General features: G+C 70.5%; 19 protein-coding genes and 1 pseudogene. 8 read left to right on the plus strand and 12 right to left on the minus strand.

What is annotated here, in order from left to right; genetic code table 11:
* The first annotated feature begins 161 nt into the window (after positions 1-161).
* Positions 162-1,595 (plus strand): MFS transporter, encoded by a 1,434-nt coding sequence (locus O7553_RS19650; RefSeq protein ID WP_281551168.1) that lies wholly within the window; start codon positions 162-164, stop codon positions 1,593-1,595.
* A 68-nt stretch (positions 1,596-1,663) separates the two neighbouring features.
* A complete protein-coding gene (locus tag O7553_RS19655; RefSeq protein WP_281551169.1) occupies positions 1,664-2,134 on the plus strand; it encodes a globin in 471 nt (156 codons plus the stop codon).
* Between the two features lie 7 nt (positions 2,135-2,141).
* Here the strand turns inward: O7553_RS19655 and O7553_RS19660 are convergent, their stop codons facing one another.
* From O7553_RS19660 to ettA, 4 genes are all read right to left on the minus strand, one after another.
* A complete protein-coding gene (locus O7553_RS19660) occupies positions 2,142-2,774 on the minus strand; it encodes a YbjN domain-containing protein (RefSeq protein ID WP_281551170.1) in 633 nt (210 codons plus the stop codon).
* Between the two features lie 129 nt (positions 2,775-2,903).
* On the minus strand, positions 2,904-3,677 hold the full coding sequence (locus tag O7553_RS19665; RefSeq protein ID WP_281551171.1) for a hypothetical protein: 774 nt from the start codon (positions 3,675-3,677) through the stop codon (positions 2,904-2,906).
* On the minus strand, positions 3,674-4,096 hold the full coding sequence (locus tag O7553_RS19670) for a thioesterase family protein (protein ID WP_281555672.1): 423 nt from the start codon (positions 4,094-4,096) through the stop codon (positions 3,674-3,676). The genes O7553_RS19665 and O7553_RS19670 overlap by 4 nt, the downstream gene beginning before the upstream one ends.
* An 82-nt stretch (positions 4,097-4,178) precedes the next feature.
* Positions 4,179-5,855 (minus strand): energy-dependent translational throttle protein EttA, encoded by a 1,677-nt coding sequence (ettA, locus tag O7553_RS19675; RefSeq protein WP_281551172.1) that lies wholly within the window; start codon positions 5,853-5,855, stop codon positions 4,179-4,181.
* Positions 5,856-6,214: 359 nt separating this feature from the next.
* On the opposite strand from ettA, the gene O7553_RS19680 reads away from it, so the two are divergent.
* Together O7553_RS19680 and otsB are read left to right on the plus strand one after the other, a co-directional pair.
* Entirely contained in the window at positions 6,215-7,612 is a 1,398-nt protein-coding gene (locus tag O7553_RS19680) for a trehalose-6-phosphate synthase (RefSeq protein WP_281551173.1), read from the plus strand.
* On the plus strand, positions 7,613-10,222 hold the full coding sequence (gene otsB / locus O7553_RS19685) for a trehalose-phosphatase (protein WP_281551174.1): 2,610 nt from the start codon (positions 7,613-7,615) through the stop codon (positions 10,220-10,222).
* A gap of 46 nt (positions 10,223-10,268) precedes the next feature.
* On the opposite strand, the gene cobA is transcribed toward otsB, so the two are convergent.
* The 3 genes and pseudogenes from cobA to cobC all read right to left on the minus strand — a co-directional run.
* On the minus strand, positions 10,269-11,549 hold the full coding sequence (gene cobA, locus O7553_RS19690) for a uroporphyrinogen-III C-methyltransferase (protein ID WP_281551175.1): 1,281 nt from the start codon (positions 11,547-11,549) through the stop codon (positions 10,269-10,271).
* A complete protein-coding gene (gene cobT, locus O7553_RS19695; RefSeq protein ID WP_281555673.1) occupies positions 11,546-12,595 on the minus strand; it encodes a nicotinate-nucleotide--dimethylbenzimidazole phosphoribosyltransferase in 1,050 nt (349 codons plus the stop codon). The genes cobA and cobT overlap by 4 nt, the downstream gene beginning before the upstream one ends.
* A gap of 47 nt (positions 12,596-12,642) precedes the next feature.
* A pseudogene (gene cobC / locus O7553_RS19700) lies at positions 12,643-13,731 on the minus strand (Rv2231c family pyridoxal phosphate-dependent protein CobC); the annotation flags it as partial.
* Positions 13,732-13,916: 185 nt separating this feature from the next.
* Here cobC and O7553_RS19705 point away from each other — a divergent pair.
* On the plus strand, positions 13,917-15,980 hold the full coding sequence (locus tag O7553_RS19705; protein WP_281555674.1) for a transglycosylase domain-containing protein: 2,064 nt from the start codon (positions 13,917-13,919) through the stop codon (positions 15,978-15,980).
* On the opposite strand, the gene O7553_RS19710 is transcribed toward O7553_RS19705, so the two are convergent.
* Complete coding sequence (locus O7553_RS19710) at positions 15,960-17,507, minus strand: cobyrinate a,c-diamide synthase (RefSeq protein WP_281551176.1); 1,548 nt, start codon at positions 17,505-17,507, stop codon at positions 15,960-15,962. The genes O7553_RS19705 and O7553_RS19710 overlap by 21 nt on opposite strands.
* 127 nt (positions 17,508-17,634) lie before the next feature.
* Between O7553_RS19710 and O7553_RS19715 the strand changes: the two genes are divergently transcribed.
* Both O7553_RS19715 and O7553_RS19720 read left to right on the plus strand, forming a co-directional pair.
* On the plus strand, positions 17,635-18,474 hold the full coding sequence (locus O7553_RS19715) for an SURF1 family protein (RefSeq protein WP_281551177.1): 840 nt from the start codon (positions 17,635-17,637) through the stop codon (positions 18,472-18,474).
* On the plus strand, positions 18,471-19,733 hold the full coding sequence (locus O7553_RS19720; protein ID WP_281551178.1) for an APC family permease: 1,263 nt from the start codon (positions 18,471-18,473) through the stop codon (positions 19,731-19,733). The genes O7553_RS19715 and O7553_RS19720 overlap by 4 nt, the downstream gene beginning before the upstream one ends.
* A gap of 86 nt (positions 19,734-19,819) precedes the next feature.
* Here the strand turns inward: O7553_RS19720 and O7553_RS19725 are convergent, their stop codons facing one another.
* From O7553_RS19725 to O7553_RS19735, 3 genes are all read right to left on the minus strand, one after another.
* Positions 19,820-20,122 (minus strand): hypothetical protein, encoded by a 303-nt coding sequence (locus O7553_RS19725; protein ID WP_281551179.1) that lies wholly within the window; start codon positions 20,120-20,122, stop codon positions 19,820-19,822.
* A 318-nt stretch (positions 20,123-20,440) separates the two neighbouring features.
* Positions 20,441-21,937, minus strand: coding sequence for an IS66 family transposase (locus O7553_RS19730; protein WP_281550504.1), 1,497 nt, complete (start codon positions 21,935-21,937; stop codon positions 20,441-20,443).
* A 978-nt stretch (positions 21,938-22,915) separates the two neighbouring features.
* Positions 22,916-23,188 carry a winged helix-turn-helix domain-containing protein gene (locus O7553_RS19735; RefSeq protein WP_281551180.1) on the minus strand — a complete coding sequence of 91 codons (273 nt, stop codon included), beginning with the start codon at positions 23,186-23,188 and terminating at the stop codon, positions 22,916-22,918.
* A 341-nt stretch (positions 23,189-23,529) separates the two neighbouring features.
* Between O7553_RS19735 and O7553_RS19740 the strand changes: the two genes are divergently transcribed.
* Positions 23,530-23,958 (plus strand): DivIVA domain-containing protein, encoded by a 429-nt coding sequence (locus O7553_RS19740; protein ID WP_281555675.1) that lies wholly within the window; start codon positions 23,530-23,532, stop codon positions 23,956-23,958.
* 574 nt (positions 23,959-24,532) lie between these two features.
* Here the strand turns inward: O7553_RS19740 and araA are convergent.
* Positions 24,533-26,029 carry an L-arabinose isomerase gene (araA, locus tag O7553_RS19745; RefSeq protein WP_281551181.1) on the minus strand — a complete coding sequence of 499 codons (1,497 nt, stop codon included), beginning with the start codon at positions 26,027-26,029 and terminating at the stop codon, positions 24,533-24,535.
* Positions 26,030-26,096 lie beyond the last annotated feature (67 nt).

Raw genomic sequence — 26,096 nt, forward strand, 5'->3', positions numbered from 1 at the left:
AGTCGGAGTGACGACAAACTAGCCGTTCACACTAGCCAGATGTCACCCGATCGGGCATGATCCGGGACGAGTGTCATCGGAGTGTCACCACCACTTCGCTCAGCCGTACGTCCGGGACGTTCCCCGGTAGTACCCGCCACGAGCGGGTGCCGCCGAGAACGATGGAGGCGCCGTCCGTGTCCGACGAGGCACAAACCGCCGGGAGTCCGGCGACCTTCCGCGAGGTGTTCGCGGCGGATGAGTTCCGCTTTCTCTTCGTCTCGGTGGCGCTGTCCTGGATCGGCGACTACATCGCGAAGGCAGCGGTCACCGTCCTGGTCTACCGGGAGACGGAGTCGGTGGCCCTGTCGGCCGCCGCCTTCGCGGTCAGCTTCCTGCCCTGGTTGATCGGTGGTCCGCTGCTCACCACGGTCGCCGAGCGGCACCCGTACCACCGGGTGATGATGACCACCGATCTGATCCGGATGGCCCTGATCGCCGTGGTCGCCACCCCCGGCCTGCCGGTCTGGGCGATGATCAGCCTGCTGTTCTGCACCACACTGGCGAATCCGCCGAACCAGGCCGCCCGGTCCGCGCTGATGCCGACCGTGCTGACCGGTGACCGGCTGATCGTGGGGCTGTCGCTGATCGCCAGTACCGGCCAGCTCGCCCAGGTCGGCGGCTACGTCGCCGGCGCGGCGATCGCCTCCGTCAACCCACGGGCTGCGTTGCTGTTGAATGCCACCACCTTCGCCGTCTCGGCCCTGGTGATCCGGCTCGGGGTCCGGGCCCGTCCGGCGGCCACCGCCCCGGACCGCCGCCAGCATCTGCTCCGCGAAACCGCCGAGGGCTTCCAGTTGGTGTGGCGTACCGACGTGCTGCGGGCCATTGCGATCCTGGTCTGGACGGTCCCGCTGTTCGCCATCGTGCCGGAGGGGTTGGCCGCCGCCTGGGCGGCCGAGCCGGGGGTTTCCGACTCCGAGCGGGGTCTCGCCCAGGCGATGATCATGGCGGCGAGCCCGACCGGCTACATCGTCGGCGGCCTGCTGATCGGCCGGCTGGTCCGTCCGGGGCGTCGGCGCAGACTGATCCGACCGTTCGCGGTGATCGCTCCGCTGGCGCTGGTCCCCACCCTGCTCGACCCCTCGCCGCCGGTGGTGGCGATCCTCGCCGGGGTCTGCGGCTTCGCGGTGGCCGGCCTACTGCCGGTGACCAACGGGCTGTTCGTCCAGGCGTTACCGCATGGTTACCGGGCCCGCGCGTTCGGCGTGATCGCTACCGGCATCCAGGTCGGCCAGGGAGCTGCGGTGCTGGTCACCGGTCTGCTCGCCGACCGGTTCGACATCCCGACCGTGGTCGGGTTGTGGAGCCTCACCGGCGCGGTGGTGATCTCCCTGGCGCTGCTGCGGTGGCCGGCCGAGGAGCGCTTCGACGCGGCGATCGCCGCCGTCGCAGCCGCCCCCGGTGCCTCGACCGGCGGTAGACCCGGCACAGCGACCGCTGGCACGCCGGATACTTCCGCCACCGGCCCCGCCGCCAACCCGGCGGCCAGCAACGGCAGCCCCGTACCGCAGGCCCGTGACGCGCAGCAGTCCGACGAGGTCGGCAGCGCCTGAGCGACGCTGGTACACCGCACCGGGCACCGGGCACCGGCCGGTTGCGCACCGGCTGGCAGGATGGAGTGGTGACAGCGTCAGATCCTGCCAACGGCCCGGCCGGCGCGACGCCCGCAGCCGGCGGTCCCACCCCGACCTTCTTCGCCGCCATCGGCGGCGAGCCTGCCTTCCGCCGGCTCGTTGACGAGTTCTACGCCGGTGTCGCCACCGATCCGCTGCTCCGCCCGATGTACCCGGAGCAGGATCTGGGGCCGGCTGCGGAACGACTGACCCTGTTCCTGATGCAGTACTGGGGTGGCCCCGGCACGTACTCCGAGCAGCGTGGGCACCCCCGGCTGCGGATGCGGCACGCACCGTTCCGGATCGGTCCGGCGGAGCGGGACGCCTGGTTGACCCACATGCGGCGGGCGGTCGACCGGCTGGACCTGCATCCGGAGCTCGCCGGGATGCTCTGGGACTACCTGGAGCGGGCCGCCTACTTCATGGTCAACGAGATGGACCCGACCGAACCGCCCCGGCGCGACCTGGCCAGCGGCTGACCGGCCGTCAGAGCAGGGCACCCTCGTCGTGCAGCCAGTCGACGAAACTGGTCGCTACGGCCGCTCCACAGTCCAGCAGCTCGACCAGCAGCGCGTCGTTGGCTCCGGCTGCGAGTGGGACCTGCAGCTCGGCGTAGATGGGCAGCTGACTCCGGTCGGTAGGGTCGCCGACGTACGCCTTGCAGAACCGTCTGGTGTGGTTCCACTCGTTGACCACCCGGTAGGCACGGTCTGCCCAGTCGGGCGGCACGGTGGAGTGCGGTCGGGCGCGGACCACCAGGATCTCGTCCTCCGGCCCTTCGAGGGTGAACAGGACGGCGTGCCGCTCCCACATCGCCAGCAGGCTGCCATCACCGTCCGCGAGATACCGAATGTCCAACATGTCCAATGCGGTGCCGATCCGACGGAGGGTCACCGGCACCACCTGCGGCGAGAGCTCCTTGCCCGCTGCCGGCGACGGCATCGGGCAGGACGGCCCCGCAGGTCTGGTCGGCCCGAGTTCGGTCGACGACCGGGGCGCCTGCTCCGGCGTTCGTGGCGCGGGCGGTCCAAGTCGGACACCGCCGTCCACTCCGGTCCTGCTTCGGGTATCCGGCTCACCGCCATCTGCGTGACCGGAGCGCCACGACCACCATGGCATTATCCGCACCTCACTCCCCAGCGGATCCGGGTGCCTACGTTGCGTCGGATCCGAGGCCCGACGGTACCCGGATAGCCGTTCCTAGACACCCCCCCAACGAACCCCCCGAACCAGAGGGATGAGGTAGCATCATACTTTCGGCTGAGTGATCGTCGGCATGAGCGCAAGATTATTAGCTCTTTGTGTCCAGGCAACCCCGAACGGCGCATCAAGTGCTACCCAATTACCTACTGTCCTGACCCGTACCACCGATTGCGGTTGATCCACGGGGCGGCCCGACAGGTCGGTCCGGTCCTGACAGTCGACCGGCTCCGGCCGACCGACCGGCCCCTCGGTCGTGCCGAGAAAGCCCATCCGGGCCACCGCCTGCACCAGCCCTTGGCGGATCTCGATCCGCTCGCCGGTCGGACCGTCGTCGGTCACCACCACGGCCACGTGGTCGAGCAGGGCGTCCCGTACCGCCCGCTGGCCCACCGCCCGTCCACCGACGCCCTGCGTCTCGGCGGCTCGCAAGGTGCCGGCCGCCGCCACCGCGACCCGGCGCAGATCGGCCGCTGGCACCACCTCGACGGCCCGCGCCGGGCCGGGCGGCAACGGCCACCGCCACGCGCTGTCCCGGCGCGGCGGCAACCCGGTGGAGACCGCCGTCAGCCGGGCCAGCAACTCCGCAGCGGACACCGTGGCGTCCCCCGGGCCGGGCCCCGAGACGGTCCGCTGCACCAGGACCGCCCACGGCAGGCGGGCCCAGAGCTCGGTGCGGTCCCGGCCGGCCGACCGCAGCCGGACCGGCGCGTCGGGGTCCAGCCGGACCAGCCGGGCCAGGAACGCGCCGGCGTCGGTCAGCCCGGTCAGCCGGTGACCGGCCGACGCCGGGTCAGCCCGGGGTGCACGGCCGGCCATCATGCCTCGGCGGCATCGGCCGGTCGGACGTACGGCAGCAGGAAGGCCCGCTCCGCCTCGGTCAGCCGACGTGGCCGCCCCCGCTCCAGGTCGAACGGCACCAGCACCGAACGGGCCCGGCTGACCAGCAGATCGCCGTCGAACATCTCGTAGGCGACCGTGAACCGCGACGGACGGACCTGTTCGATCCAGAGCTCGATTCGGACGGTCGGTGCCTGGTCGGCAGTCGACCGGCCCATCCGGTAGTCGACCGGGCGCAGGTAGTCGACCTCGTGCCGGTGAATCAGCACCCCGTCGGCGAACGAACCGATGCCCCAGGCCCGCCCGCCGGAGAACATCAACGCGACCCGGGCCTCCTCGTACAGCGTCAGGAACCGGGCGTTGTTGACATGCCCGTACGCGTCGAGATCGGACCAGCGCAGCGCAGCGTGAAACGTGTAGCGCCGGCCACCGCCGGCGGCCGGAACCTCGCCGGTCGTCGACGAGGCCCCGGCCAGTGCCGCATCAGTCACGGGTCAGCTTGCGGTAGGTCACCCGGTGCGGTCGGGCCGCTTCCGCGCCGAGCCGGTCGATCTTGTTCTTCTCGTACGCCTCGAAGTTGCCCTCGAACCAGAACCACTTCGCGGGGTTGGTGTCGTCGCCCTCCCAGGCCAGGATGTGCGTGGCGACCCGGTCCAGGAACATCCGGTCGTGGGAGATGACCACGGCGCACCCCGGGAACTCCAGCAACGCGTTCTCCAGGCTGGACAGCGTCTCCACGTCGAGGTCGTTGGTCGGCTCGTCGAGCAGGATGACGTTCCCACCGATCTTCAGGGTGAGCGCCAGGTTGAGCCGGTTACGTTCACCACCGGACAGCACCTTGGTCGGCTTCTGCTGATCCGGTCCCTTGAAGCCGAACGCGGCCACGTACGCCCGGGACGGCATCTCCACCTTGCCGACCATCAGGTGGTCCAGCCCGTCGGAGACCACCTCCCAGACCGTCTTGCTGCTGTCCAGGCCGGAACGGTTCTGGTCGACGTACGACAGCTCCACGGTCTCGCCGACCCGGACCTGGCCGCTGTCCGGCTGCTCCAGCCCGACGATCGTCTTGAACAGCGTGGTCTTACCGACGCCGTTCGGGCCGATGATGCCGACGATTCCGTTGCGCGGCAGCGAGAAGCTCAGGTCGTCGATGAGGACCCGGTCGCCGAAGCCCTTCTTCAGGTTCACCGCCTCGATGACGGTGTTGCCCAGCCGCGGCCCCGGCGGGATCTGAATTTCCTCGAAGTCCAGCTTGCGGGTCTTCTCCGCTTCGCTGGCCATCTCCTCGTAGCGGTCCAGCCGGGCCCGGGACTTGGTCTGGCGTGCCTTCGCGTTGGACCGGACCCATTCCAGCTCCTCGCCGAGGCGCTTCTTCAGCTTGGCGTCGCGACGACCCTCGACCGCCAACCGGGCGGCCTTCTTCTCCAGGTACGTCGAGTAGTTGCCCTCGTACGGATAGGTCCGGCCACGGTCCAGCTCGAGGATCCAGTTGGCGACGTTGTCCAGGAAGTAGCGGTCGTGGGTGATCGCCATCACGGTGCCGGCGTACTTGGCCAAGTGCTGCTCCAGCCAGTGCACGCTCTCCGCGTCCAGGTGGTTGGTGGGCTCGTCGAGCAGCAGCAGGTCCGGCGCCTCCAGCAACAGTTTGCACAGCGCGACGCGGCGGCGTTCACCGCCGGAGAGCTGGGTCACCTCGGCGTCCGGCGGCGGACAGCGCAGCGCGTCCATCGCGAGTTCGAGCTTGGAGTCGATGTCCCAAGCGTCGGCGTGGTCCAGATCCTCCTGCAGCTGACCCATCTCGGTCATCAGCTCGTCGGAGTAGTCGGTCGCCATCTGCTCGGCGATCTTGTTGAACCGCTCCAGCTTCGCCTTGGTCTCGGCGACCGCCTCCTCGATGTTGCCGAGCACCGTCTTCGCGTCGTTGAGCGGCGGTTCCTGGGCGAGCATGCCGACGGTGTAGCCGGGCATCAGCCGGGCATCGCCGTTGCTCGGCCGGTCCATGCCCGCCATGATCTTCAGCAGGCTGGACTTGCCGGCGCCGTTCGGGCCGACCACACCGATCTTGGCACCCGGCAGGAAGTTGAGCGTCACGTTGTCCAGCACGACCTTGTCGCCGTGCGCCTTGCGCGCCTTTTCCAGGACGTAGATGAACTGGGCCACGGTGCGGCCTACCTCCAGAACTCTCGTGGGACCCGTCGGTACGGGCAGGTCACGACCCCGCGTACCGGCCGCCGGCACCGACCGGAGCGGCTACGGGTGGTACGCGGTACGCGGTCGTGCGCGGTACGACGGTCCGATCGGTGCGTACGCCGTTGTCAATCCTGACAGGTCCGACGCCCCAGCCGCACCTCACCCCACCGGACGACTGGGAGGTTCCCGCCGGTGGTACCTGCCGCATTGCGTCCGGCCGGGTTTCGAAGTCCTGATCAGCTGGGCACCAAGAGGGGGACGGGGGTCCGCCCGTCTGGCCCGCACAGTACGCTCATGGCGGTCCCGTAATCACCGGAGGTGTACGGAACGTGACGGTTCGGAGCTCGTTCGTAGTGGTCGCCAACCGCCTGCCGGTGGACGAGGTGACCACGCCGGAAGGCCGCCAGTGGCGGCGCAGCCCCGGTGGTCTGGTGACCGCCCTGCACCCGGTGCTCGCCGCGCACCAGGGCACCTGGGTCGGCTGGGCCGGTGGCGCAGGTGCGGCGCCGGAGCCCTTCGACCTCGAAGGCATCCGGCTGCACCCCGTCCCGCTGAGCGCGGAAGAGCTGGAACGGTACTACGAAGGTCAGTCCAACGCCACCATCTGGCCGCTGTATCACGACGCCGTCGAAACGCCGGCGTTCAAGCGCCGCTGGCGGGAGGCGTACCGGGTGGTCAACGCCCGGTTCGCCGAGGCGGCTGCGGAGGTCGCCGACGAGGGTGCCACGGTGTGGGTGCAGGACTACCAGCTGCAGTTGGTGCCGGCCATGCTCCGGGAGATCCGCCCGGACCTGCGGATCGGTTTCTTCCTGCACATCCCGTTTCCACCGATCGAGCTGTTCATGCAGATGCCGCAGCGCGCCGAGATCCTGCGTGGGCTGCTCGGCGCCGACCTGGTCGGCTTCCAGCAGCGGCTGGCCGCGCAGAATTTCGTCCGGCTGGCCCGCCACCTGCTCGGGCTGCGGTACGAGGGCCAGATGATCCAGGTCGACGGCCGTAAGGTCAAGGCCGGCGCCTTCCCGATCTCGATCGACGTTCCGGAGATGGAACGGATGACCCACGACCCGACGGTGGAGGCACGGGCCAAGCAGATCCGCGCCGAGCTGGGGGATCCGAAGACGGTGATCCTCGGAGTGGACCGGCTCGACTACACCAAGGGGATCGAACTCAGGCTGAAAGCGTTCCGGGAACTTCTTGCTGACGGAAAGCTGACAGTTCCGGACGCGGTTATGGTGCAGGTCGCCACCCCCAGCCGCGAGCGGGTCGAGCACTACCAGGCACTTCGGGTCAAGGTTGAGCGCGAAGTTGGCCGGATTAATGGTGAATTCGGCCGGGTGGGTGTGCCCGCCGTGCACTACCTGCACCAGTCGTACAGTCGCAGTGAACTCGCCGCGCTCTACCGCGCGGCCGATGTGATGATGGTGACACCACTGCGAGACGGAATGAACCTGGTGGCCAAGGAGTACGTCGCGGCCCGCGCCGACACCGGCGGCGCCCTCGTGCTCAGTGAGTTCGCCGGCGCCGCAACGGAGCTGCGTCAAGCGTTCCTGTGCAACCCGCACGACCCGGACGGCGTCAAGGACGCGTTGTTGCGGGCGGTGCATGTCGACAGTTCCGAGGCCCGGCGGCGGATGCGGATCATGCAGCGCCATCTGCGGACCCATGACGTCGGCCACTGGGCCCGCTCCTTCCTCACAGAACTCGGTGTGCCCGAGACGGAGGAATGAATGAGAACGTCCGTCCTTGACGGGGACGTACGCGCGGCCGCGGATCAGATCGATCCCGAGCTGCGCGCGGCGATCGGGCGGATCGCCCGGATGCCGATACTGCTGGTGGCCTGCGACTACGACGGCACCCTCGCACCGATCGTCGAGGACCCGACCCGAGCCGTACCGCTACCGGAGTCGGTCGCGGCGGTGCGGGCGCTGGCCGCGCTGCCGCAGACCACCGTCGCGGTGGTCTCCAGCCGAGCGCTGCGCGACCTCGCCGCGCTGTCCCGGCTGCCCAGCGAGGTCCATCTGGTCGGCAGCCACGGGTCCGAGTTCGACATCGGCTTCGTCGAACGGCTGGCCCCCGAGCAACTGCAGGTGCACTCCCAGCTCAAGCGGGAGCTACGGCAGCTGATCAAGGACCAGCCCGGGGTACGGCTGGAGGTCAAGCCGGCCAGCGTCGCGGTGCACACCCGGGGCGCCGATCCGGCGGTCACCGAAGCGGTCGTCGCGGCGGTCAACACCGGGCCCGCCGCATGGCCGGACGTCACCGTCACCCAGGGCAAGGAGGTCGTCGAACTGTCGGTGGTCGCCACCGACAAGGGCACCGCCCTGGACCAGATCCGCACCCAGACGTCGGCCAGCGGCGTGCTCTTCATCGGCGACTCGATCACCGACGAGAGCGCCTTCGCCAACCTGCACGGTCCGGACGTCGGCATCAAGATCGGCGACGGTGACACCCGGGCGCCGTTCCGGGTGGCCGAGCCGATCGACGCCGCACGGGTGCTCGGCGTCCTGCTGGAGACCCGGCGCAACTGGCTCTACGGCGAGCACGCGGTGCCGATCGAGCGCCACTCGATGCTGGCCAACGGCCGGACCATCGCGCTGCTCACCCCGGACGCCAAGGTGACCTGGCTCTGCCACCCCAAACCGGACTCGTCGGCGATCTTCGCCGATCTACTCGGCGGCGCACCGGCCGGGCACTTCACCGTCGCACCGGCCCGCGGCGGGTTCCCGCTGGGCCAGCGCTACCGGCCCGGCACGATGACCGTGGAGACCCGTTGGTCGGGGCTGACCGTCACCGACTGGCTGGACCACCCGCCAGCCGAGTCCTCAGCCGGCGACACGGTGCTGCCGGGCGCCGACTCCACCCTGGTCCGGGTGCTCACCGGCACCGGGCAGGCACAGCTGGAGTTCGCGCCACGCCCCGAGTTCGGTCAGGTGGCTGTGCAGTTGCAGCCGCTCGGCGACGGGCTGCTGGTGCTCGGTTCCAACGAGCCGGTCGCCCTCTACTCCCCCGGGGTGGAGTGGAAGGTCATCGACGACGGTGGCCGGGAAACCGCCCGCGCCCTGGTCGACCTGGCTGCTGTCGACGGCATGCTCACCATGGAACTGCGGTTCGGCTCGCACAGCCTGGAGCACCACACCGTCACCGTGCAGGACCGCCAGTCCACCGCAGAGCAGCCGTGGCGGGAGTGGGTCCGGCAACTGCGGCTGCCGAACACCGGCCGGGAGCTGGTCGCCCGCAGCGCGCTCACCCTGCGAGGGCTGTGCCACGAGGCGACCGGCTCGATCCTCGCCGCCGCGACCACCTCACTGCCCGAGGAGCTCGGCGGGGTACGCAACTGGGACTACCGGTACTGCTGGCTGCGGGACGCGGCGATGAGCGCCCGGGCGTTGGTCGACCTCGGCTCGCTGGCCGAGGCCGAGGCGTTCCTACGCTGGGTGGACGGCTGCGTCGAGCGCACCGGCGGCCACCCGGAGCGGTTGCACCCGCTCTACACGGTGGAGGGTTTGGAGCTGGGCGCGGAGGCGGTCATCGACACCCTCCCCGGCTACGCTGGTTCCCGCCCGGTGCGGGTCGGCAACCTGGCCAACCACCAGCTGCAGCTCGACGTGTTCGGGCCGATCGCCGACCTGCTCGCGGTGGTCGCCGATGCCCGTGGTTCCGTGCACGATGACGAGTGGCGGGTGCTGGAGGCGATGGTGCAGGCGGTCGAGCGCCGCTGGCACGAGCCGGACCACGGACTGTGGGAGGCCCGGCTCGCTCCCCGGCACCATGTCTTCTCCAAGGTCATGTGCTGGATGACGGTGGACCGGGCGCTTCGGATGGCGGGCCGGCACGGCGGCGGCGAACGGCCAGACTGGGTCGAGCTACGCGACCGGATCGGCCGCAACGTGCTGGAACACGGCTGGCATGCCAAGGCCGGCGCGTACACAGTCGCCTACGGCGACGAGGAGATGGATGCCTCCTCGCTGTGGATCGGGTTGTCCGGGCTGCTGCCCGACGACGACCCGCGGTTCCTCGCCACCGTGCTCAAGGTGGAGGCGGACCTGCGCAGCGGCCCGGTGGTCTACCGCTACCGGTGGGATGACGGGTTGCCCGGCCGGGAGGGCGGGTTCCACATCTGCACCGCCTGGCTGATCGAGGCGTACCTGCGCACCGGGCGGCGCGGTGACGCCGAGGAGCTGTTCGAGCAGATGATCGACACCGCCGGCCCGACCGGTCTGCTGCCCGAGCAGTACGATCCGCTCGCCGAACGCGGGCTGGGCAACCATCCTCAGGCGTACAGCCATCTGGGGCTGATCCGGTGCGCGCTGCTGCTGGACGACATGCTCAAGCTCTGAAACCGCAGCTGGTCCGGCGCGCCGCTCCCCCGGCACGCCGGACCGCTCAGTCCTCGGTCCGGTCGGCTCGGCCGGTCGGCCGGTCGGCTCGATCGGTCGGCACGTCCAGCGTGCCGACCACGTCGCCGACGACCACCACGGCCGGCGGCCGCAGTCCGGCTGCGGCGGCCTCGCCGGCCACCGCGCCCAGGGTCGACGTCAGCGCCCGCTGGGCACCGGTGGTCGCCTCCTGCACCACCGCCGCCGGGGTGTCCGCGCCACGGCCGTTGGCGAGCAGCGTCCCGGCGATCGCCGGCAGGTTCTTCAGCCCCATCAGCACCACCAGGGTGCCGCGCAGCCGGGCGAGCGCCGGCCAGTCCACGAGCGACAGCCGGTGCCCCGGCGGCAGGTGGCCGGAGACCACGGTGAACTCGTGGGCCACCCCCCGGTGGGTGACCGGGATACCGGCGGCGGCGGGTGCCGCGACCGAACTGCTCACGCCGGGCACCACCGACACCGGTACGCCCGCCTCGACGCAGGCCAGCAACTCCTCGCCGCCCCGGCCGAAGACGTACGGGTCACCGCCCTTGAGGCGGACCACTGTGGATCCGGACCGGGCCCGGTCCACCAGGATCCGGTTGATCTCCTCCTGGGCGGCAGCCGGGCCGTACGGGATCTTCGCGGCGTCGACCAGCTCGACCCGGGCGGGCAGCTCGTCCAACAGCAGCCCGGGCACCAGCCGGTCGGCGACCACCACGTCGGCTTCGGCGAGCGCGCGGCGGCCCTTCACGGTGATCAGTTCCGGGTCGCCGGGGCCGGCGCCGACCAGGACCACCCGGCCGGTCGGGCCGGGGCCGGCGGTGGCCGGTGCCTCCCCGGCGGGGTCAGCGACCGGGATGGTGCCGTCGGACAGCCGCTGGTCAATCGCGTCCCGGACCCGGACCGCCCGCTGCGGGTCCCCGCCGCCGAGCACCGCCACGGTCACCGGGCCGTGCCGGGTCACCGCCGGCGTCCAGGCGGTCGCCTCGGTCCGGTCGTCGGCCCGAACGCAGAACACCCGCCGGGGCTCGGCGGCAGCGCTGACTTCGGCCGCCGCCGCCGGGTCGTCGACGGCGACCTGGACCAGCCAGGCCCCGTCCAGGTCACCGGGCTGGAACCGCCGCTGCCGCCAGCTCAGCCGCCCGGCGGTGACGAGCCCGTGCAAAGCCGGGGTCAGCTCGGGTGACACGACGAGCACGTCGGCTCCGGCGTCCAGCAACGCCGGCACCCGCCGGGTGGCGACCGCGCCGCCGCCGACCACCAGCACCCGCCGGCCGTCCAGCCGCAGCCCCAGTGGGTAAAGATTCACTTCTCGGAAACTCCCGCCGCGTCAAAGGTGGCCACCTCGTGCAGGACCCGGACCGCACTGACCATCATCGGCCAGGCGAGCAGGGCGCCGGTGCCCTCTCCCAGGCGCAGCTCCAGGTCGACCAATGGGTGCAGGCCGAGCTGGCGCAGCCCAACGGTAGCCCCCGGCTCCACCGAACGGTGCCCGGCGACCATCGCGGCGGTGGCGTGCGGGGCCAGGGCCGCTGCGGCCAGCGCGGCGGCCACCGCGCTGACCCCGTCCAGGATCACCGGGATCCGCCGGGCGGCGGCACCGAGCAGGAAGCCGCAGAGCGCTGCGTGTTCCAGCCCGCCGAGCGCGGCCAGCACGCCTACCGGGTCGGCCGGGTCCGGCCGGTGCCGGCGCAGCGCGGCGTCCACCACGGACATTTTCCGCTGGTACGTCGGCTCGTCGACCCCGGTACCCCGGCCGGTGACATCAGCTGCCGCCGCACCGGTGAAGCCGGCGATCAGGGCCGCCGCCGCGGTGGTGTTGGCGATCCCCATGTCCCCGGTGAGCAGGCTGGCGGCGCCACCGTCATGCAGGTCGCCGGCGACCCGGATGCCCACCTCGACGGCGGTACAGGCCTCGTCGACGGTCATCGCCGGCCCGCTGGACAGGTCGGCGGTGCCGGGGCGTACCCGGGCCGACACCAGCCCGGCGGCGGGCTCCAGCGGCGCGGCCACGCCCACGTCGACCACGGTGACGCTGGCCCCCATCTGCCGGGCGAAGGCGTTCACCACCGCGCCGCCGGCCAGAAAGTTGGCCACCATCTGCGCGGTGACCTCCTGCGGCCAGGGGGTGACCCGTTGCCGGTGCACCCCGTGGTCGGCGGCGAAGACGGCCACCGCGCCGGGCTCGGGCAGCGGTGGCGGGCAGGCCGCGGCGAGGCCGGCGAGCCGCACCGACAGCTCCTCCAGCGCGCCGAGCGAGCCGGCCGGCTTGGTCAGCCGGGCGTGCAGTGCCCGGGCCTGAGTCATCGCGTCGCCGTCGGCGGGCTGGATCCGCGCCAGGGTCTGCTCGATCAGCGAGCCGGTCGGGCGATCGGGCACAAGTCCGCCAGGACCATCGGGCATCAGTCCTCCAGGGTGGTCGACAACACGGAGACGAAGGCGTCGGTGGTGGCAGTGTCCCGTACCGCGATCCGCAGCCAGTCGACACCCAGCCCGGGGAACGTGTCGCCGCGGCGTACCGCGTAGCCACGCTCGCGCAGCCGGTGCCGAACCCGCTGCGCGCCGGCGACGTGGATCAGGACGAACGCACTGGCCGGGGTGCCGGCCACGGTGACCCCGGGTAGTTCGGCGAGCCGCCGGACCAGGTGGGCGCGCTCGGCGGCAAGCGCGGCGGCGAACCGGCGTTCGGCGCCCACCGCACGGCGGCTGGCGCACACCTCGGCGGCGACCAGCGCCGGGGTGGCGACCGGCCACAGCGGCGCCGCGGTGGCGAGCCGGCGCAGCAGCGGCTCCGGGCCAAGTAGGTAGCCGATCCGCAACCCGGCCAGTCCCCAGGTCTTGGTCAGGCTGCGCACCACGACGAGTCCGGGCAGGTCGCGCCGGTCGGCCAGCGACTGCGGTTCGCCCGGTACGCCGGCGGCGCAGGTAGTGTCGGCGAACGCCTCGTCGACGACGACGACCCGGCCCGGTCGGGTGAGCGCGGCGACCGTCTCGGCGGGGTGCAGCACCGACGTCGGGTTGGTCGGGTTGCCGATGAGCACCAGGTCCGCGTCGGCCGGGACGAGGCCGGGGTCGAGGGTGAACCCGGTGTCGGCGGACAACAACACTCGGTCGACCCGGTGCCCGGCGTTACGCAGGGCGGCTTCCGGCTCGGTGAACTGCGGGTGCACCACTACTGGGCGGCGGGCGTCGCGCAGCGCCTGGGCGATCAGGACGAAGCCCTGGGCGGCGCCGGCGGTGAGCAGCACCTCGCAGGCGGGCCGGCGGTGCCGGTCGGCGACGGCCGTGACAGCGGCCCGCTGGTCGGGGTAGCGGGCGAGATCGCGCAGGCTGGCAGAGACCGGTTCGGTCAGCCAGCGCGGCGGTTCGCCGACGCGGACGTTGACCGCCAGGTCGATCAGGCCGGGGGTGGCCTCGACGTCGCCGTGGTGCCCGAGATCGTACTCCTGCATGGTGGCGATCATGCCGGGCGAGCGGGATGAAATCGACGAAGGGTGACGCTTGTGACACGATTCGTCTTATGGTTTTAATCCTTTTGGTCACTTTTTGTGGCTGTCCGGCTTAGCTTTGGGCCGTGAGGAAACGCACCCGCCACCCCGCTCGCAGTGGCCGCCTCGTCCAACTGCTCCGGGCCGGTCTGATCGCCGGTGTCGTGGTCGCCGCCGCCGCGTACCCGATGGCCGCCGTCGCCGGTCTCGGCGTCATCGCCAGCACCAGGGCGATCGACCAGATCCCCAGCGAGCTGCGCGACGCCCAGCCCGCTCAGACGTCATACGTCTACGCCGCCGACGGCAAGACCCTGGTGACGATGTTCTACGAGGAGCACCGCAAGTACGTACCGCTGACCGAGATGTCGCCGTTCATCCAGCAGGCCATCGTCGCCTCCGAGGACAACCGGTTCTACCAGCACTCCGGCGTCGACCCGAAGGGCGTCGCGCGGGCCTTCGTCGCCAACCAGCAAGCCGGCGGGGTGTCCCAGGGCGGCTCCACCCTGACCATGCAGTACGTCCGGCTCGCCCTGCAGCAGACCGCCCAGAACCCGCTGGAGCTGCAGGCGGCTACGGCACAGACCCCCGGCCGCAAGATCCGGGAGATCCGGATCGCCATGGAGCTCGAGAAGCAGATGTCCAAACCGGAGATCCTGGAGCGGTACCTCAACGCCGCCTACTTCGGTCACCGGGCGTACGGCATCTACGCCGCCGCGGAGATCTTCTTCTCCAAGCACCCGAAGGCGCTGACCGCCAGCGAGGCCGCGCTGATCGCCGGACTGGTCAAGGCACCGTCGGAGTACGATCCGGCGACATCGGACCAGGCCGCGGCCACCGAGCGGCGCAACTACGTCATCGACCGGATGGCCGACCTGGGCTACCTCTCCCCGGTCGCGGCCGAGCAGGCCAAGGCCGAACCGATCCGACTCAACCTGAGCACCCCGCCGAACGAGTGCGTGTCGGTGCCGCAGGAGCACAACGACTGGGGCTTCTTCTGCGACTACCTAAAGTCCTGGTGGATGAGCCAGAAGGCGTTCGGCGACAGCCCGTCCGAGCGGCTGGCCAACCTGCGTACCGGCGGGTACCGGATCGTCACCAGCCTCGACCCCGGCATCCAGAAGGTCGCCCAGGAACAGGTCACTTCCCGGGAGTCGATCGGCAGCCCGTTCGCGCACGGCCTGGTGGCGGTCGAACCCGGCACCGGACAGGTCAAGGCGATGGCGGTCAACCGGGTCTACTCGCTCGACCAGACCGGCAACGGCCAACACTCCAACCCCAACCTGCGGGAGAAGGTCAAAGGCAACTACCCGAACACGGTGACACCGCTGCTCGGCGGCGGCGACCTGCCCGGGTACCAGGCCGGCTCGACCTTCAAGATGTTCACCATGCTGGCCGCGCTGGACGCCGGAATGCCGTTGCGTTCCGGATTCAACGCGCCGCACCGGATCAACTCCATCTACGACGGCGGCCAGGGCAGCAGCAGTTGCGGCGGACGGTGGTGCCCGAGCAACGCCGACGGGTCGATGGCCGGCTTCCACTACATGTGGTCCGGGTTCGGCAAGTCCGTCAACACCTACTTCGTCTGGCTGCTGCAGCAGGTCGGCGCGGAGAAGGCGGTGCAGATGGCCGAGCGGCTCGGGCTGCGTTGGCGTACCGACGTCGACCGGCGCAACGCCTCACCGGAGTACGCCAGCAAGTGGGGCGCGTTCACCCTCGGTGTCTCCGACGTGACCCCGCTGGAGATGGCGAACGCGTACGCCACCATCGCCGCCGACGGCAGCCACTGCGAGGACTCGCCGGTGCTGGCGGTGGAGAACCCGGACGGCAGCCCGGTCACCTACCGGGCGTTGACCGGGGTCGACGTCGAGGTGGCCACCCCGCGCTGCCGGGCGGCCTTCTCGCCGGACGTGGCCCGAGCCGCCACCGACGCCGCCCGCTGCCCGGTCGGTGACCGCCCGGCCGCTGGCGGCTGTGGCGGCTGGGCCACCGCCGAAGGGGTCGCCAAGGCGGTCGGGCGGCCGGTTGCCGGCAAGACCGGTACCACCGACAGCACCCGGTCCGCCTGGTTCACCGGCTACACCCCGGAACTCGCCGTGGCCAGCTTCATCGCCGACCCGGACAACCCGTTCAACGCGGTCGGCGACTGGCAGTCGCAGAAGCCGGTGGACTCGGCCGCCGGAACGTTGAAGAACGCCCTCAAGGGCAAACCGCCACGCCAGTTCACCCCGCCGTCAGCCGAGATCGTCGGCTGAGGCCACCAGCACCGGCTCGGTGTCCTCGTCGTCGCCGACCGACGGCGGCCGCGGCCCGGCCGGGTGCGGTGCGGCCGGCCCCGGCGGCACCGGCGGGCCGGGCTCACCGGGCGGCGGGCCGACCCGGCCGTCGCCCGCCCCCGGCCGGCCGTCGGCGGCGGCGACCACCAGTCGCCGGGCGATCTCCGGCGCCCCCGCCCAGTGCAGCGTCAACTGGGAGGCGTGCACCCGACGCCAGACGAAGCCCTCCGGCACCCCGTTGCCCCACGTCCACGCGGGGGTGTGGCCGGCACGCGGGGAAACCACCGCCTGGTGCTGCTTGTAGCCGATCAGGCGACCGCCGAGCGGCGCGACCGGGGTGGCCGCCCGCGACGTCGCCTCCCGGTAGCCGACGATCATCCGGTCGGTGGTCGACGCCACCGCGTCGAACACCTCACCCATCGGCCGCCCGTCACACTCCCGGACCAGCCAGAGCAGCCCGGTCCCCTCGGCCAGCACCGGCCGACCGGACCGGGCCAGGTCGGCCACCGCGAGGGTCAACGCCCGGTTCGCCGACAACTCCGGCAGGTAGGTCTCCGGCAGCCCGCCGGGCAGTACCAGCGCCGCCGTCGCCTCCGGCAACGACTCGTCCCGCAGCGGATCGACCGGCACCACCGCGGCACCGGCGGCGGTGAGCAGTTCGACCGTCTCCGCGTAGCCGTAGATCAGCTCAGCGGTGCCGGCGACCGCGATCACCGGACGCCGGGCCGGCGGCGGCGCCGGCGGCACCCCGGCCGCCTCGGCCTCGGCGGCCAACGCGTCGCCGGCGGTCCACTCCGGCACCGGCAGCTGCGGCGCCGACCGGGCCATCGCCAGCACCAGGTCCAGGTCGACGGCCGCGTCCACCGCCTCACCGAGCCGGCGGATCAGCCGTACCGTGTCGATGCTGTGGTGCGCGACCGGCACCACCCCGGCCGGGCGCGGGATCCCCGCCGGCAGTTCGCCCCGGTGCAGCGCGCCGAGCACCGGCACGCCGATCTCGTCCAACGCGGTACGGAGCACCTGTTCGTGCCGCGCCGAGCTGACCCGGTTGAAGATCACCCCGCCGAGCCAGAGCAGTTCGTCGTACGCCCGGAAACCGTGGACCAGCGCACCCACCGACTGGCCCATCGTCGCCGCGTCCACCACCAGCAGCACCGGGGCGCGCACGGCGGTGGCGACGGTCGCCGTGGACGGGCTGTCCGGCCGGCTGCCGAGACCGTCGAACAGCCCCATCGCCCCGGCGACCACGGCGATGTCGGCTCCGGCCGCACCGTGCACCAGCAGCGGACCGATCCGCCCGGAGCCCACCAGCATCGGGTCCAGGTTGCGGCCCGGACGCCCGGCGGCGGCACCCAGGTACGCGGCGTCGGTGTGGTCCGGCCCGACCTTCAGCCCGGCGGTGCTCAGCCCTCGGTGCCGCAGCGCGGCCAGCAGGCCGATCGCCACCGACGACTTGCCGTGGCCGGACGCGGGGGCGCTCACCACCAGGCGGGGCAGGGACGGCATCTGCGACTCCTCTGTACGTACGGGTGACGGGCGGTCCCGGGTGACGGACGCCCGGTGGGGTCGGCCGGACCGCCACCGGCGGCATCGGTGGAACAGCCGCAAGACGATACCCGGTAGTCTCCGCCATGTGTACCGGTTCCTGCTGACGCCCCGGTGGCTGGGCTACCTCGTGGTGGCCCTGGCCGCCGCGGCGGTGATGGTTCAGCTGGGAAACTGGCAGCTCGACCGCTACCACCAGCGCAGCGCGGTCAACGACCGGATCGACGCCGCCGGGCAGCAGACCCCGGCCGAGCTGACCCGAGCCGCCGGCCACCCGGGCCCGGCACCCGGCCAGGCCGGCGACGCTCCGCCGGAGTCGGCGACCTGGACCAGGGTGACCGCCGTCGGACGCTACGACAGCGACAACGACGTGCTGGTCCGCAGCCGTACGGTGAACAGCCGGGTCGGCTACGAGGTGCTCACCCCGCTGGTGCTGGCGGACGGTTCCGCGGTGCTGGTCGACCGGGGCTGGATCCCGCCGGACGACAGCGGGCTCGCCGTCGCGCCGCCGGTGCCGCCGGCGCCGACCGGCGAGGTGAGGGTGACCGGGCTGCTGCGCCAGCCGGAGCCGATGTCCGGCTCGGTGACCCGCCAGGACGGCACGCTGCAGACCCGGCGGATCGCCACCCCGGTGCTCGCCGCCGAGTTGCCCTATCCAATCTACGGCGGCTACGTGCTGCTGCAGGAGCAGGATCCGCCGGCCGACCCGGTCTTCGTCGCCGTACCGATCCGGCACGAGAACAGCTGGCAGAACGGCGGCTATGTGGCCCAGTGGTGGATCTTCGCGGCGATGACCCTGGTCGGTTTCGGCTGGCTGGCCCGGCGCGAGGCACACCACCGGCGGCGGCCGGCCGGTGACGGTGACCGGGCCGACGCCATCGGAGGCGATGCCGACCCGGTCGACCGGCGTCCGACTACCGTGCGGTGAGCCCGACCGACCCGTCGCCCGGCGGCCTGGCCCGCCGGCTGGGCACCGGCGACGCGGTGGTCGTCGGTCTCGGCGCGATGATCGGCGCCGGGGTGTTCGCCGCGTTCGCCCCGGCGGCGGCGGCCGCCGGCGGCTGGCTGCTCGCCGCGCTCGGCGTCGCCGCCGTGGTGGCCTACTGCAACGCGATGTCGTCAGCGCGGCTGGCCGCCCGTTACCCGGAGTCCGGCGGCACCTACGTGTACGGCCGACGCCGGCTCGGCGATTTCTGGGGCCACCTCGCCGGCTGGGGGTTCGTGGTCGGCAAGACCGCCTCGTGCGCGGCGATGGCGCTCACCGTCGGCAGCTACCTGGCCCCGGGGTACGCCCGGCCGGTCGCCGTCGCGGCGGTGGTCGCGCTCACCGCGCTGAACCTGTTCGGCGTGCACCGGTCGGCCCTGGCCACCCGGATCATCGTCGGTGTCGTGCTGGTGGTGCTGGCGGCGGTGGTCGTGGCCGGGCTGATCGGCGGCACCGGGCCGGTCGTCGGCGGGGCAGGCGGCGTACCCGTCGACGGCTGGGGGGTGCTGCAGGGCGCCGGGCTGCTCTTCTTCGCCTTCGCCGGCTACGCCCGGATCGCCACCCTCGGCGAGGAGGTCCGCGACCCGCGGCGCACCATCCCGCGGGCGATCCCGATCGCACTGGGCATCACCCTGGCGGTCTACGCGCTGGCTGCGGTCGCGGCGCTGCGGGCCCTGGGCCCGGCCGGGCTGGCCGACGCGCCGGCACCGCTGGCCGCCGCCGTGTCGCAGGCCGGTGCCGGCTGGTTGACCCCGGTGGTACGCGTCGGCGCGGCCACGGCGGCGCTCGGGGCGCTGCTGGCATTGATCCTCGGGGTGTCCCGGACCGTGTTCGCGATGTCCCGGGGCCGGCATCTGCCGGCCGGGCTGGACGCCGTACATCCGCGCCGTCAGGTGCCGCACCGGGCGGAGATCGCGGTCGGGGTCGCGGTGGTCGCCCTGGTCTGCGTCGCCGACCTGCGCGAGGCGATCGGCTTCTCGTCGTTCGGGGTACTAATCTACTACGCGGTGGCCAACGCCGCCGCGTTGACCCTGCGCCGCGACGAGGGCGCGCTGCCGAAGGCCGTACCGGTCGTCGGGATCGCCGGCTGCCTGCTGCTGGCCGCCACCCTGCCCGGCACGGCAGTGCTCACCGGGCTGATGGTGTTCGCTGTCGGCGTCGGCGTCTGGTGGGCCGGCTGCGGCGTCCGCGCCCGAGGCTGACCGACAACCTGCGCGTGGACGTCGCGGGTTAGGCTACCTGGCTTACCCGGATCAGGCTCTATCCAGTCGAGAGATTGAGGCCATGGTCATGGTTTCGGGACGACCGTGACGCTTGGTTCCGGACGGTCCACCGAGAGCAAGAAAGCGCTCATCAGTAGCGAAAATGCCACGGTGAGCAGAGAGATGCCGAGCAGAACCTGATACGCGGTTCGGTGCCGCCGATCGGTACGCAGTCCCCAGATTGAAGCAACCGCACCGGCAGCCCCTACTGCACCGGCCAGCAGGAAGTTCACGATCAACGTCGCCAGGCCAAGGACGGACAGGACCGCCACAAGACCAATTTTGGAGTTCGTTTGCTCCGGGCTGAGTGACTCTTGCTGGGTTGACATGGCATTCCTCCTGCGCTGTTGACAGATCGTACAAGATCCCCCTCACGTCCACACGTCGGCGAGGGGCCGGCGCGAGAACCCATCGCAATTGCGGTGGCCCTCACACCGGCATAGCTCGATCAGAAGATTGAGCAGGTGAAATTGCCCGAGCTACCACCATTCGCCATACCGTTCAGGCGAACGCACTCGTCGACCGTCTGCACGTCCCAGCCGCCGCAAACATTCAGGTGGTGCGCGCTGGGATTCCGCGTGGTGGCATAGCGTGATGGCCGGTTGGTTGGTGGCCGCCGGCTGATGTTGACCTGGGTGGGGTGGGGGTCAGGTGGGTGCGGGTAGGTTCGGCATCCAGGGTCGTCCGAGGATGGCGTCGCGCAGGACGGCCATTTTGTCGAGGCCGTTCTTCGCCGCGCTGGAGACGTAGCCGAGGATCTTGTACCGATCCTTGGTGCGTTGCTCGCTGGTGAGCCGCCCGGAGATCTTCTGCTGGATCTTCGCCGGTCGCAGGTCCCGTTCGGCCTGGTTCGACGTCGGCGGCACCAACAGGTCGTCAACGAAGCGCAGCACGTCGGCACGTCGGTCCCGGAAGACTTCCAACAGCAGGCGGGCTTTACGCTCACCCGGCCGGTTGCCGATGGTGCTGGTGTCGGACAGTCCGACCAGCACGCCGTGGTGCAGCCGGTACAGCAACTCGGCCTTCACTGTGGGGTCGATGCCCGGCCGGTTCTGCTCACGGGCCGTGTTCGTCTCGTGGATCAGCGCGCGCAGCGCGTCGGAGATCTGCTTCGGCCAGACCGCGTCGGGGTACACCTCGGCCGCACCGTCAAGATCACGTAACAGGTGAGCGCAACACAGTTGGTGGACCAGCGTGCCCAACTCGGCCGAGTCGTAGTTCCGGTACCGGTCGTGCACGACCACCGAGCCGGTCAGGTCCTTGACCACGAACGCCGTGAACGTGGCCAGGTCCCGGTCACCGACCTGGTAGTGAGTCCACAACTCGGTACACGCCACGAGCAGGTACTTCTCGGCCTTCTTCCGGCCCGGCCTCGGTTTCTTTGGCCCGACCCGCAGCGGCGTCTCGTCACAGCACACCGCGTACGCCAGGGTGATCAACATGCGGATCCGTTTGTCGACCTCGCTGGTCAGCGCCGCGACCCGGGTCAGCACGCCGTGCACGAACCCCGGCGACGGTGTCGCACCGGTCAGCGACCGAAGCATCTGTACACACCGCTGCACCGGGATGAAATGCACGACCATCAGATAGACCGCCCACGCCTGCAGGTTCGGGCCGTACCCCACCGGACCGGCCCCCGCGCCTTCCGGCCGGGCCGCGGTGTGCAGCTTCCCGCACCCACACCGCACCGCATGCTGGTCGTACTGGGTCAGCGTCGCGGTCATCAACGGAACCTCGACCTGCTGATACCGGTCCACCACACCCAGATCCCGCGCGTCCACCAACTCCGCGCCGCACCCGCAACTACCCTCGGGGAACCGGTCCCGCCGCTGATCAGGAGCATCCGACCAGGCCAGGTTCGACCCCGGCGCACCCCGCTGCCTACCCCGCGTACCCGCCGGGGTGTCCCGCTTCTTCCTCGCCGCAGGTGGCGTACGCCCCGGATCATCATCCTTCGACGGCGGAGACGACGAGTTCGACGAGTTCCGCGACAACAGATGCTCGACCCGCGCCAGCCGCACCGCGAGCGCCTCGTACGCCGCCGTCAACTCCGCGATCTGCGCGTCCTGCTCAGCAATCCGAGCGTCCTGCGTCCGTGCCAGCGAGATCAACTCTTCACGAGACAGATCCTCCGACACCGACACGCCAAGATCAAACCACAACGGACAGAACGGCGTCGAGCCGGTCGAACCCCGTCACTCAACCCGCGCTGACCGTCACTCTTCGCGCACCACCTGAATGTTTACCAGCCGCCGACTCCCAAAATAAACCGTTGCATAGCCCAAATTCGAGCAGTGTTGCCAACGATGCCGCTACCGTGAGATTGAACGCCAGCATGACGCCAGCCTATCGACTTAGTCTCCCCACCGGCATAGTCGTAGGTCGCGCTGGTAACAGTACTGCCCGAGTTACACCAGGTGCCAACCACCCAGAAGGTGTAGAGGGTATTTCCTGCCAACGACGTAGAACTTCCGGTAGCTTGGCCAAGCCAACATGCGGAGATCGCGGGATTCTCATGCCTCATTTGTTGAAGAATTTCCCGGTCGACCGGAGCCAAAGCAGTGGTCCTAAACTGGACCGTTTTCACAAGCATGCGGCTATCGAATGCTGCCCGCTCCCTGACAGACAACTCTTCATATTCGACCTCTGGATCGACTGACGCGTAGACCTTGTCTACTACGGCGACTGGATCCACTCGCTCCACTGCGGTTGCCGCACCGGAACTCAACAACACGACAAGTGCGGCGACAACTGCACACAGTAACGAAGCTAACCCTCTCTGATCATCAATTCCCCAATTCAAGATCGATTAGCGTTAGCCCTGGGCATAGGCGAATATTATTCACATAATAGGTTGAAAATCGCGATCTGTCAAGTATCCGACAGTCTCCTGTGGTTCGCGACTAGGCGGTCCTAGTTGGCCGATCCACGAAGTAGCCATGAGCCGCAGCGGCAGACCCCAGTCGGTGCGGCCGCCAGCGACAGCCACGAGGCTGACCCGCCACGAAAGTCCGCCCTCCCGACACTCCTTGTCACTTGCCCGACTACCAGCCGCTGGGGTGGGCTGGTTAGTGACGATTGGATGCCAGGAAGCCAGGTGACCTGCCACTACGCCGCAACCCTCAGATCTCGAAATCTGGCTCGTCATCATCGTCACCGTCGGGCAGTAGCCATCGGTCGCTGGGCTCGACGAAGGTGCCTTTGCCCTGGTGGCGGCGGACCAGCCGGCGCGCTTCCAGCCGCACGAGGACCATCTTGATGGTCGTGGCACCGACCGTGTAGCGCTTGCTCATCTCGGCGATCGAGGGCAGCTTCTCCCCTGGCTTGAGCCGGCCGCTGACGATCGCTGCGGCGTAGGCGTCCGAAATGCGGACATAGTCGGGCTGCGTAGGCATTTGGAGTCTCCTTGCACGGCAACCCGATTCGATCACGAGACACGTGACCGCGACAAGGATTCATTGACATAGGCGGCTTAGGCGCCTATGTTATGACGCGAGCACTCCTTGCACGGCAGCTTGGGGCGCTCACCTCCGGTCGGGGCGTGTAGCGAGTCACGCCGTTGGGCGTCCCGGCCCCGAAGGTTTGCCCTGGTCGCCGTACTGCCAAGGAGGGCTGCGGCGATTAGGGTGCGGGTGGCCCCGCCGGGATCGGCAAGCGGCAGGGCCGCCCCCCGTCCAGACCCATCCACGACACCGCCTGATCGGCACCAGGAGTGAACAATGGGGAGGAACACGTGATGCGAGAGCTTTGGCGACGCTGGCGACTGCGCTGGCAACGCCGCAAGATGGCCACCACCCCACCGCGTGACTGGCCGGCGGGCAGCGGCGTCTACCACGTACCCGATGGTCGCAGCCGCAACCAGCGACCCACCGCGTACCGGCCGATCCGCCCTTGGCAGATCCGCGCCCACCGCTTCCCGACAATCCCGCGGCGCGGCGGCGGCCGGGGCCTGGACCCCGGCGAAGTCGCCGCCTTCCTCGAACGGATCGCCCACGACCTCGGCATCGTCTACGCCGAACTCGACCGCACCTACGAGCAGAACGACCGCATCAAGGACGCGCTCCGCCGCTGGCAGACCAGCCAGGCCCGCGCCGCGCAGACCACCATGAACCTGCACGCCTGGACCGGCGGCGGTACCCCCGCCCGGTACGCGAAGCAGTCGTGACCGACCCGCCCCCCCGCACCCCGTCACCTGGCGGCGTTCGACGATGCCAAGCAGACCGGGGACTGCCCCTGTCACGGATCCCGTTTCGGAACCGCTGTCACCAGGCGAAGATCCCGATTGCCGAAGGTCGCTACGAGCAGTACCTGGTCGACCGCACGGAAGAGGAGGGGCGAGCCACGATTCGCGCTGAGAACCTCGGCCACATCCGTAGGCATGAGCTGGCCGAGTTGCGCAAGTCCGGCTGGGCTTGCCCAGGCTGGGGTTGACGCAGCCCTCGGGTAAGCCAGGCGCGGATCTCTCAGATCGAACACGGACAGGTTGACACCCCGGACGCACTGTGTCTGTACGTCCGAAGCACTCGGTGCTGAGGTCTCTATCGTTGTGTCCCGAGGGTCCACTAACGCTACGGGTCGTCTAAAGCCCGGCGGTCCAGCTTCCAGCCCTGGACAGCTTGGAGCCCCTCGACGACCTGCCCTGGAGCCGCACGACGTGCCCGACGCCGATCGCCACTGATCCGGGCATCCACCCGCCCCGCTGCCCGGGGCGCCAGCACCCGGGCAGCAGGACCAGCAGGTCAGAAGCCGCGGGCGAGCCGATGGTACGCCTGGCTCCAGCGCAGCTCGGCGGCGAACCGCCGGACCGTCGTGTCGGCGTCGATGACCGCCAGTTCAGTGCCGGTCATCTCGGCCAGATCGTGCAACTCGTCCACCCCGAGGGCCTGGGAGAGGACGGTGTGGTGCGGGCCGCCGGCGGTCAGCCACGCCTCGGCCGACGTCGGCAGGTCCGGCTCGGGGCGCCACACCGCCCGGGCCACCGGCAACTTCGGCAACGGCTGTGCCGGCGGCACGACCTCTATCTCGTTGGCCACCAGGCGGAACCGTTCGCCCAGGTCGACCATGCCGAGCACGACGGCCCGGCCGGGTGCGGCGTCGAAGACCAACCGGACCGGGTCCTCCCGGCCGCCGATGCTCAGCGGGTGAATCTCACACGACGGGGTGTCGGCGGCGATGCTCGGGCAGACCTCCAGCATGTGCGCGCCGAGGATGAGCTCCTGACCAAGGGTCAGGTCGTACGTGTAGTCCTCCATGAACGACGTACCACCGGAGGTGCCGACGGACATCGCCTTGAGGGTGCGCACCAGTACGGCGGTCTTCCAGTCGCCTTCACCGCCGAAGCCGTAGCCGTCGGCCATCAGCCGCTGCACCGCCAGACCGGGCAGCTGCCGCAGCCCGCCCAGGTCCTCGAAGTTGGTGGTGAAGGCCCGGAAGCCGCCCTCGGTCAGGAAGCCGCGCAGGCCCAGCTCGATGCGTGCGGCGTAGCGCAGCGAGTCGTGCCGGTCGCCGCCGGCCCGCAGCGCCGGGTCCACCCGGTAGCGCTGCTCGTACTCGTCGACGAGAACCTTGACGTCGGGGTCCGGCACCGCGTCGACCGCCTCGACGAGTTCGTTCACCCCGTACGTGTTGACCGAGACTCCGAACCGGACCTGCGCCTCTACCTTGTCGCCTTCGGTGACCGCGACGTTGCGCATGTTGTCGCCGAACCGGGCCAGCTTCAGTGAGCGCAGCTCGGTGTGGCCGATCGCGGCCCGCGCCCAGCCGGCGATCCGGCCGACGACCCGGGGGTCGCTGACGTGGCCGGCGACGGTCTTGCGGGCCACCCCGAGCCGGGTCTGCACGTAGCCGAACTCGCGGTCGCCGTGCGCGGCCTGGTTCAGGTTCATGAAATCCATGTCGATCTCGGCCCACGGCAACTCAACGTTCGCCTGGGTGTGCAGGTGCAGCAGCGGCTTGCGCAGCGCGTCCAGGCCGGAGATCCACATCTTCGCCGGGGAGAACGTGTGCATCCAGGCGACCACCCCGACCACGCCGGGTTCGGCGTTGGCGGCAAGGCAGACCCGCAGGATCTCCTCCGGGCTGGTCAGCACCGGCTTCCAGACGATCTTGACCGGCAGCCCGTCGGCGGCGTCCAACCGCCGGGCGATCTCCTGGGACTGCTCGGCCACCTGCTGCAACGTCTCCGGACCGTACAGCCCCTGGCTGCCGGTCAGGAACCACACCTGCGCCGACCGCATCGATGCCTCCATCACCACGGATCCCCCCTGTGCCCCACTTCTCGGTCCCATCTGGACAATCTCTGCC

The sequence above is a fragment of the Solwaraspora sp. WMMA2059 genome (assembly GCF_027497315.1).
Classification (GTDB): Bacteria; Actinomycetota; Actinomycetes; order Mycobacteriales; family Micromonosporaceae; genus Micromonospora_E.

Bases quoted from the DNA above. Each gene is read 5' to 3' on its own strand.
- O7553_RS19650 (WP_281551168.1), top strand. From the start codon at position 162: ATGGAGGCGCCGTCCGTGTCCGACGAGGCACAAACCGCCGGGAGTCCG.
- O7553_RS19705 (WP_281555674.1), top strand. From the start codon at position 13,917: ATGGCCGCCGTCGCCGGTCTCGGCGTCATCGCCAGCACCAGGGCGATC.
- O7553_RS19665 (WP_281551171.1), bottom strand. From the start codon at position 3,677: ATGATGGCCGGCCGTGCACCCCGGGCTGACCCGGCGTCGGCCGGTCAC.
- O7553_RS19710 (WP_281551176.1), bottom strand. From the start codon at position 17,507: ATGCCGTCCCTGCCCCGCCTGGTGGTGAGCGCCCCCGCGTCCGGCCAC.
- O7553_RS19735 (WP_281551180.1), bottom strand. From the start codon at position 23,188: ATGCCTACGCAGCCCGACTATGTCCGCATTTCGGACGCCTACGCCGCA.
- otsB (WP_281551174.1), top strand. From the start codon at position 7,613: ATGAGAACGTCCGTCCTTGACGGGGACGTACGCGCGGCCGCGGATCAG.
- araA (WP_281551181.1), bottom strand. From the start codon at position 26,029: ATGCGGTCGGCGCAGGTGTGGTTCCTGACCGGCAGCCAGGGGCTGTAC.
- O7553_RS19660 (WP_281551170.1), bottom strand. From the start codon at position 2,774: ATGCCATGGTGGTCGTGGCGCTCCGGTCACGCAGATGGCGGTGAGCCG.
- O7553_RS19725 (WP_281551179.1), bottom strand. From the start codon at position 20,122: ATGTCAACCCAGCAAGAGTCACTCAGCCCGGAGCAAACGAACTCCAAA.
- O7553_RS19740 (WP_281555675.1), top strand. From the start codon at position 23,530: ATGCGAGAGCTTTGGCGACGCTGGCGACTGCGCTGGCAACGCCGCAAG.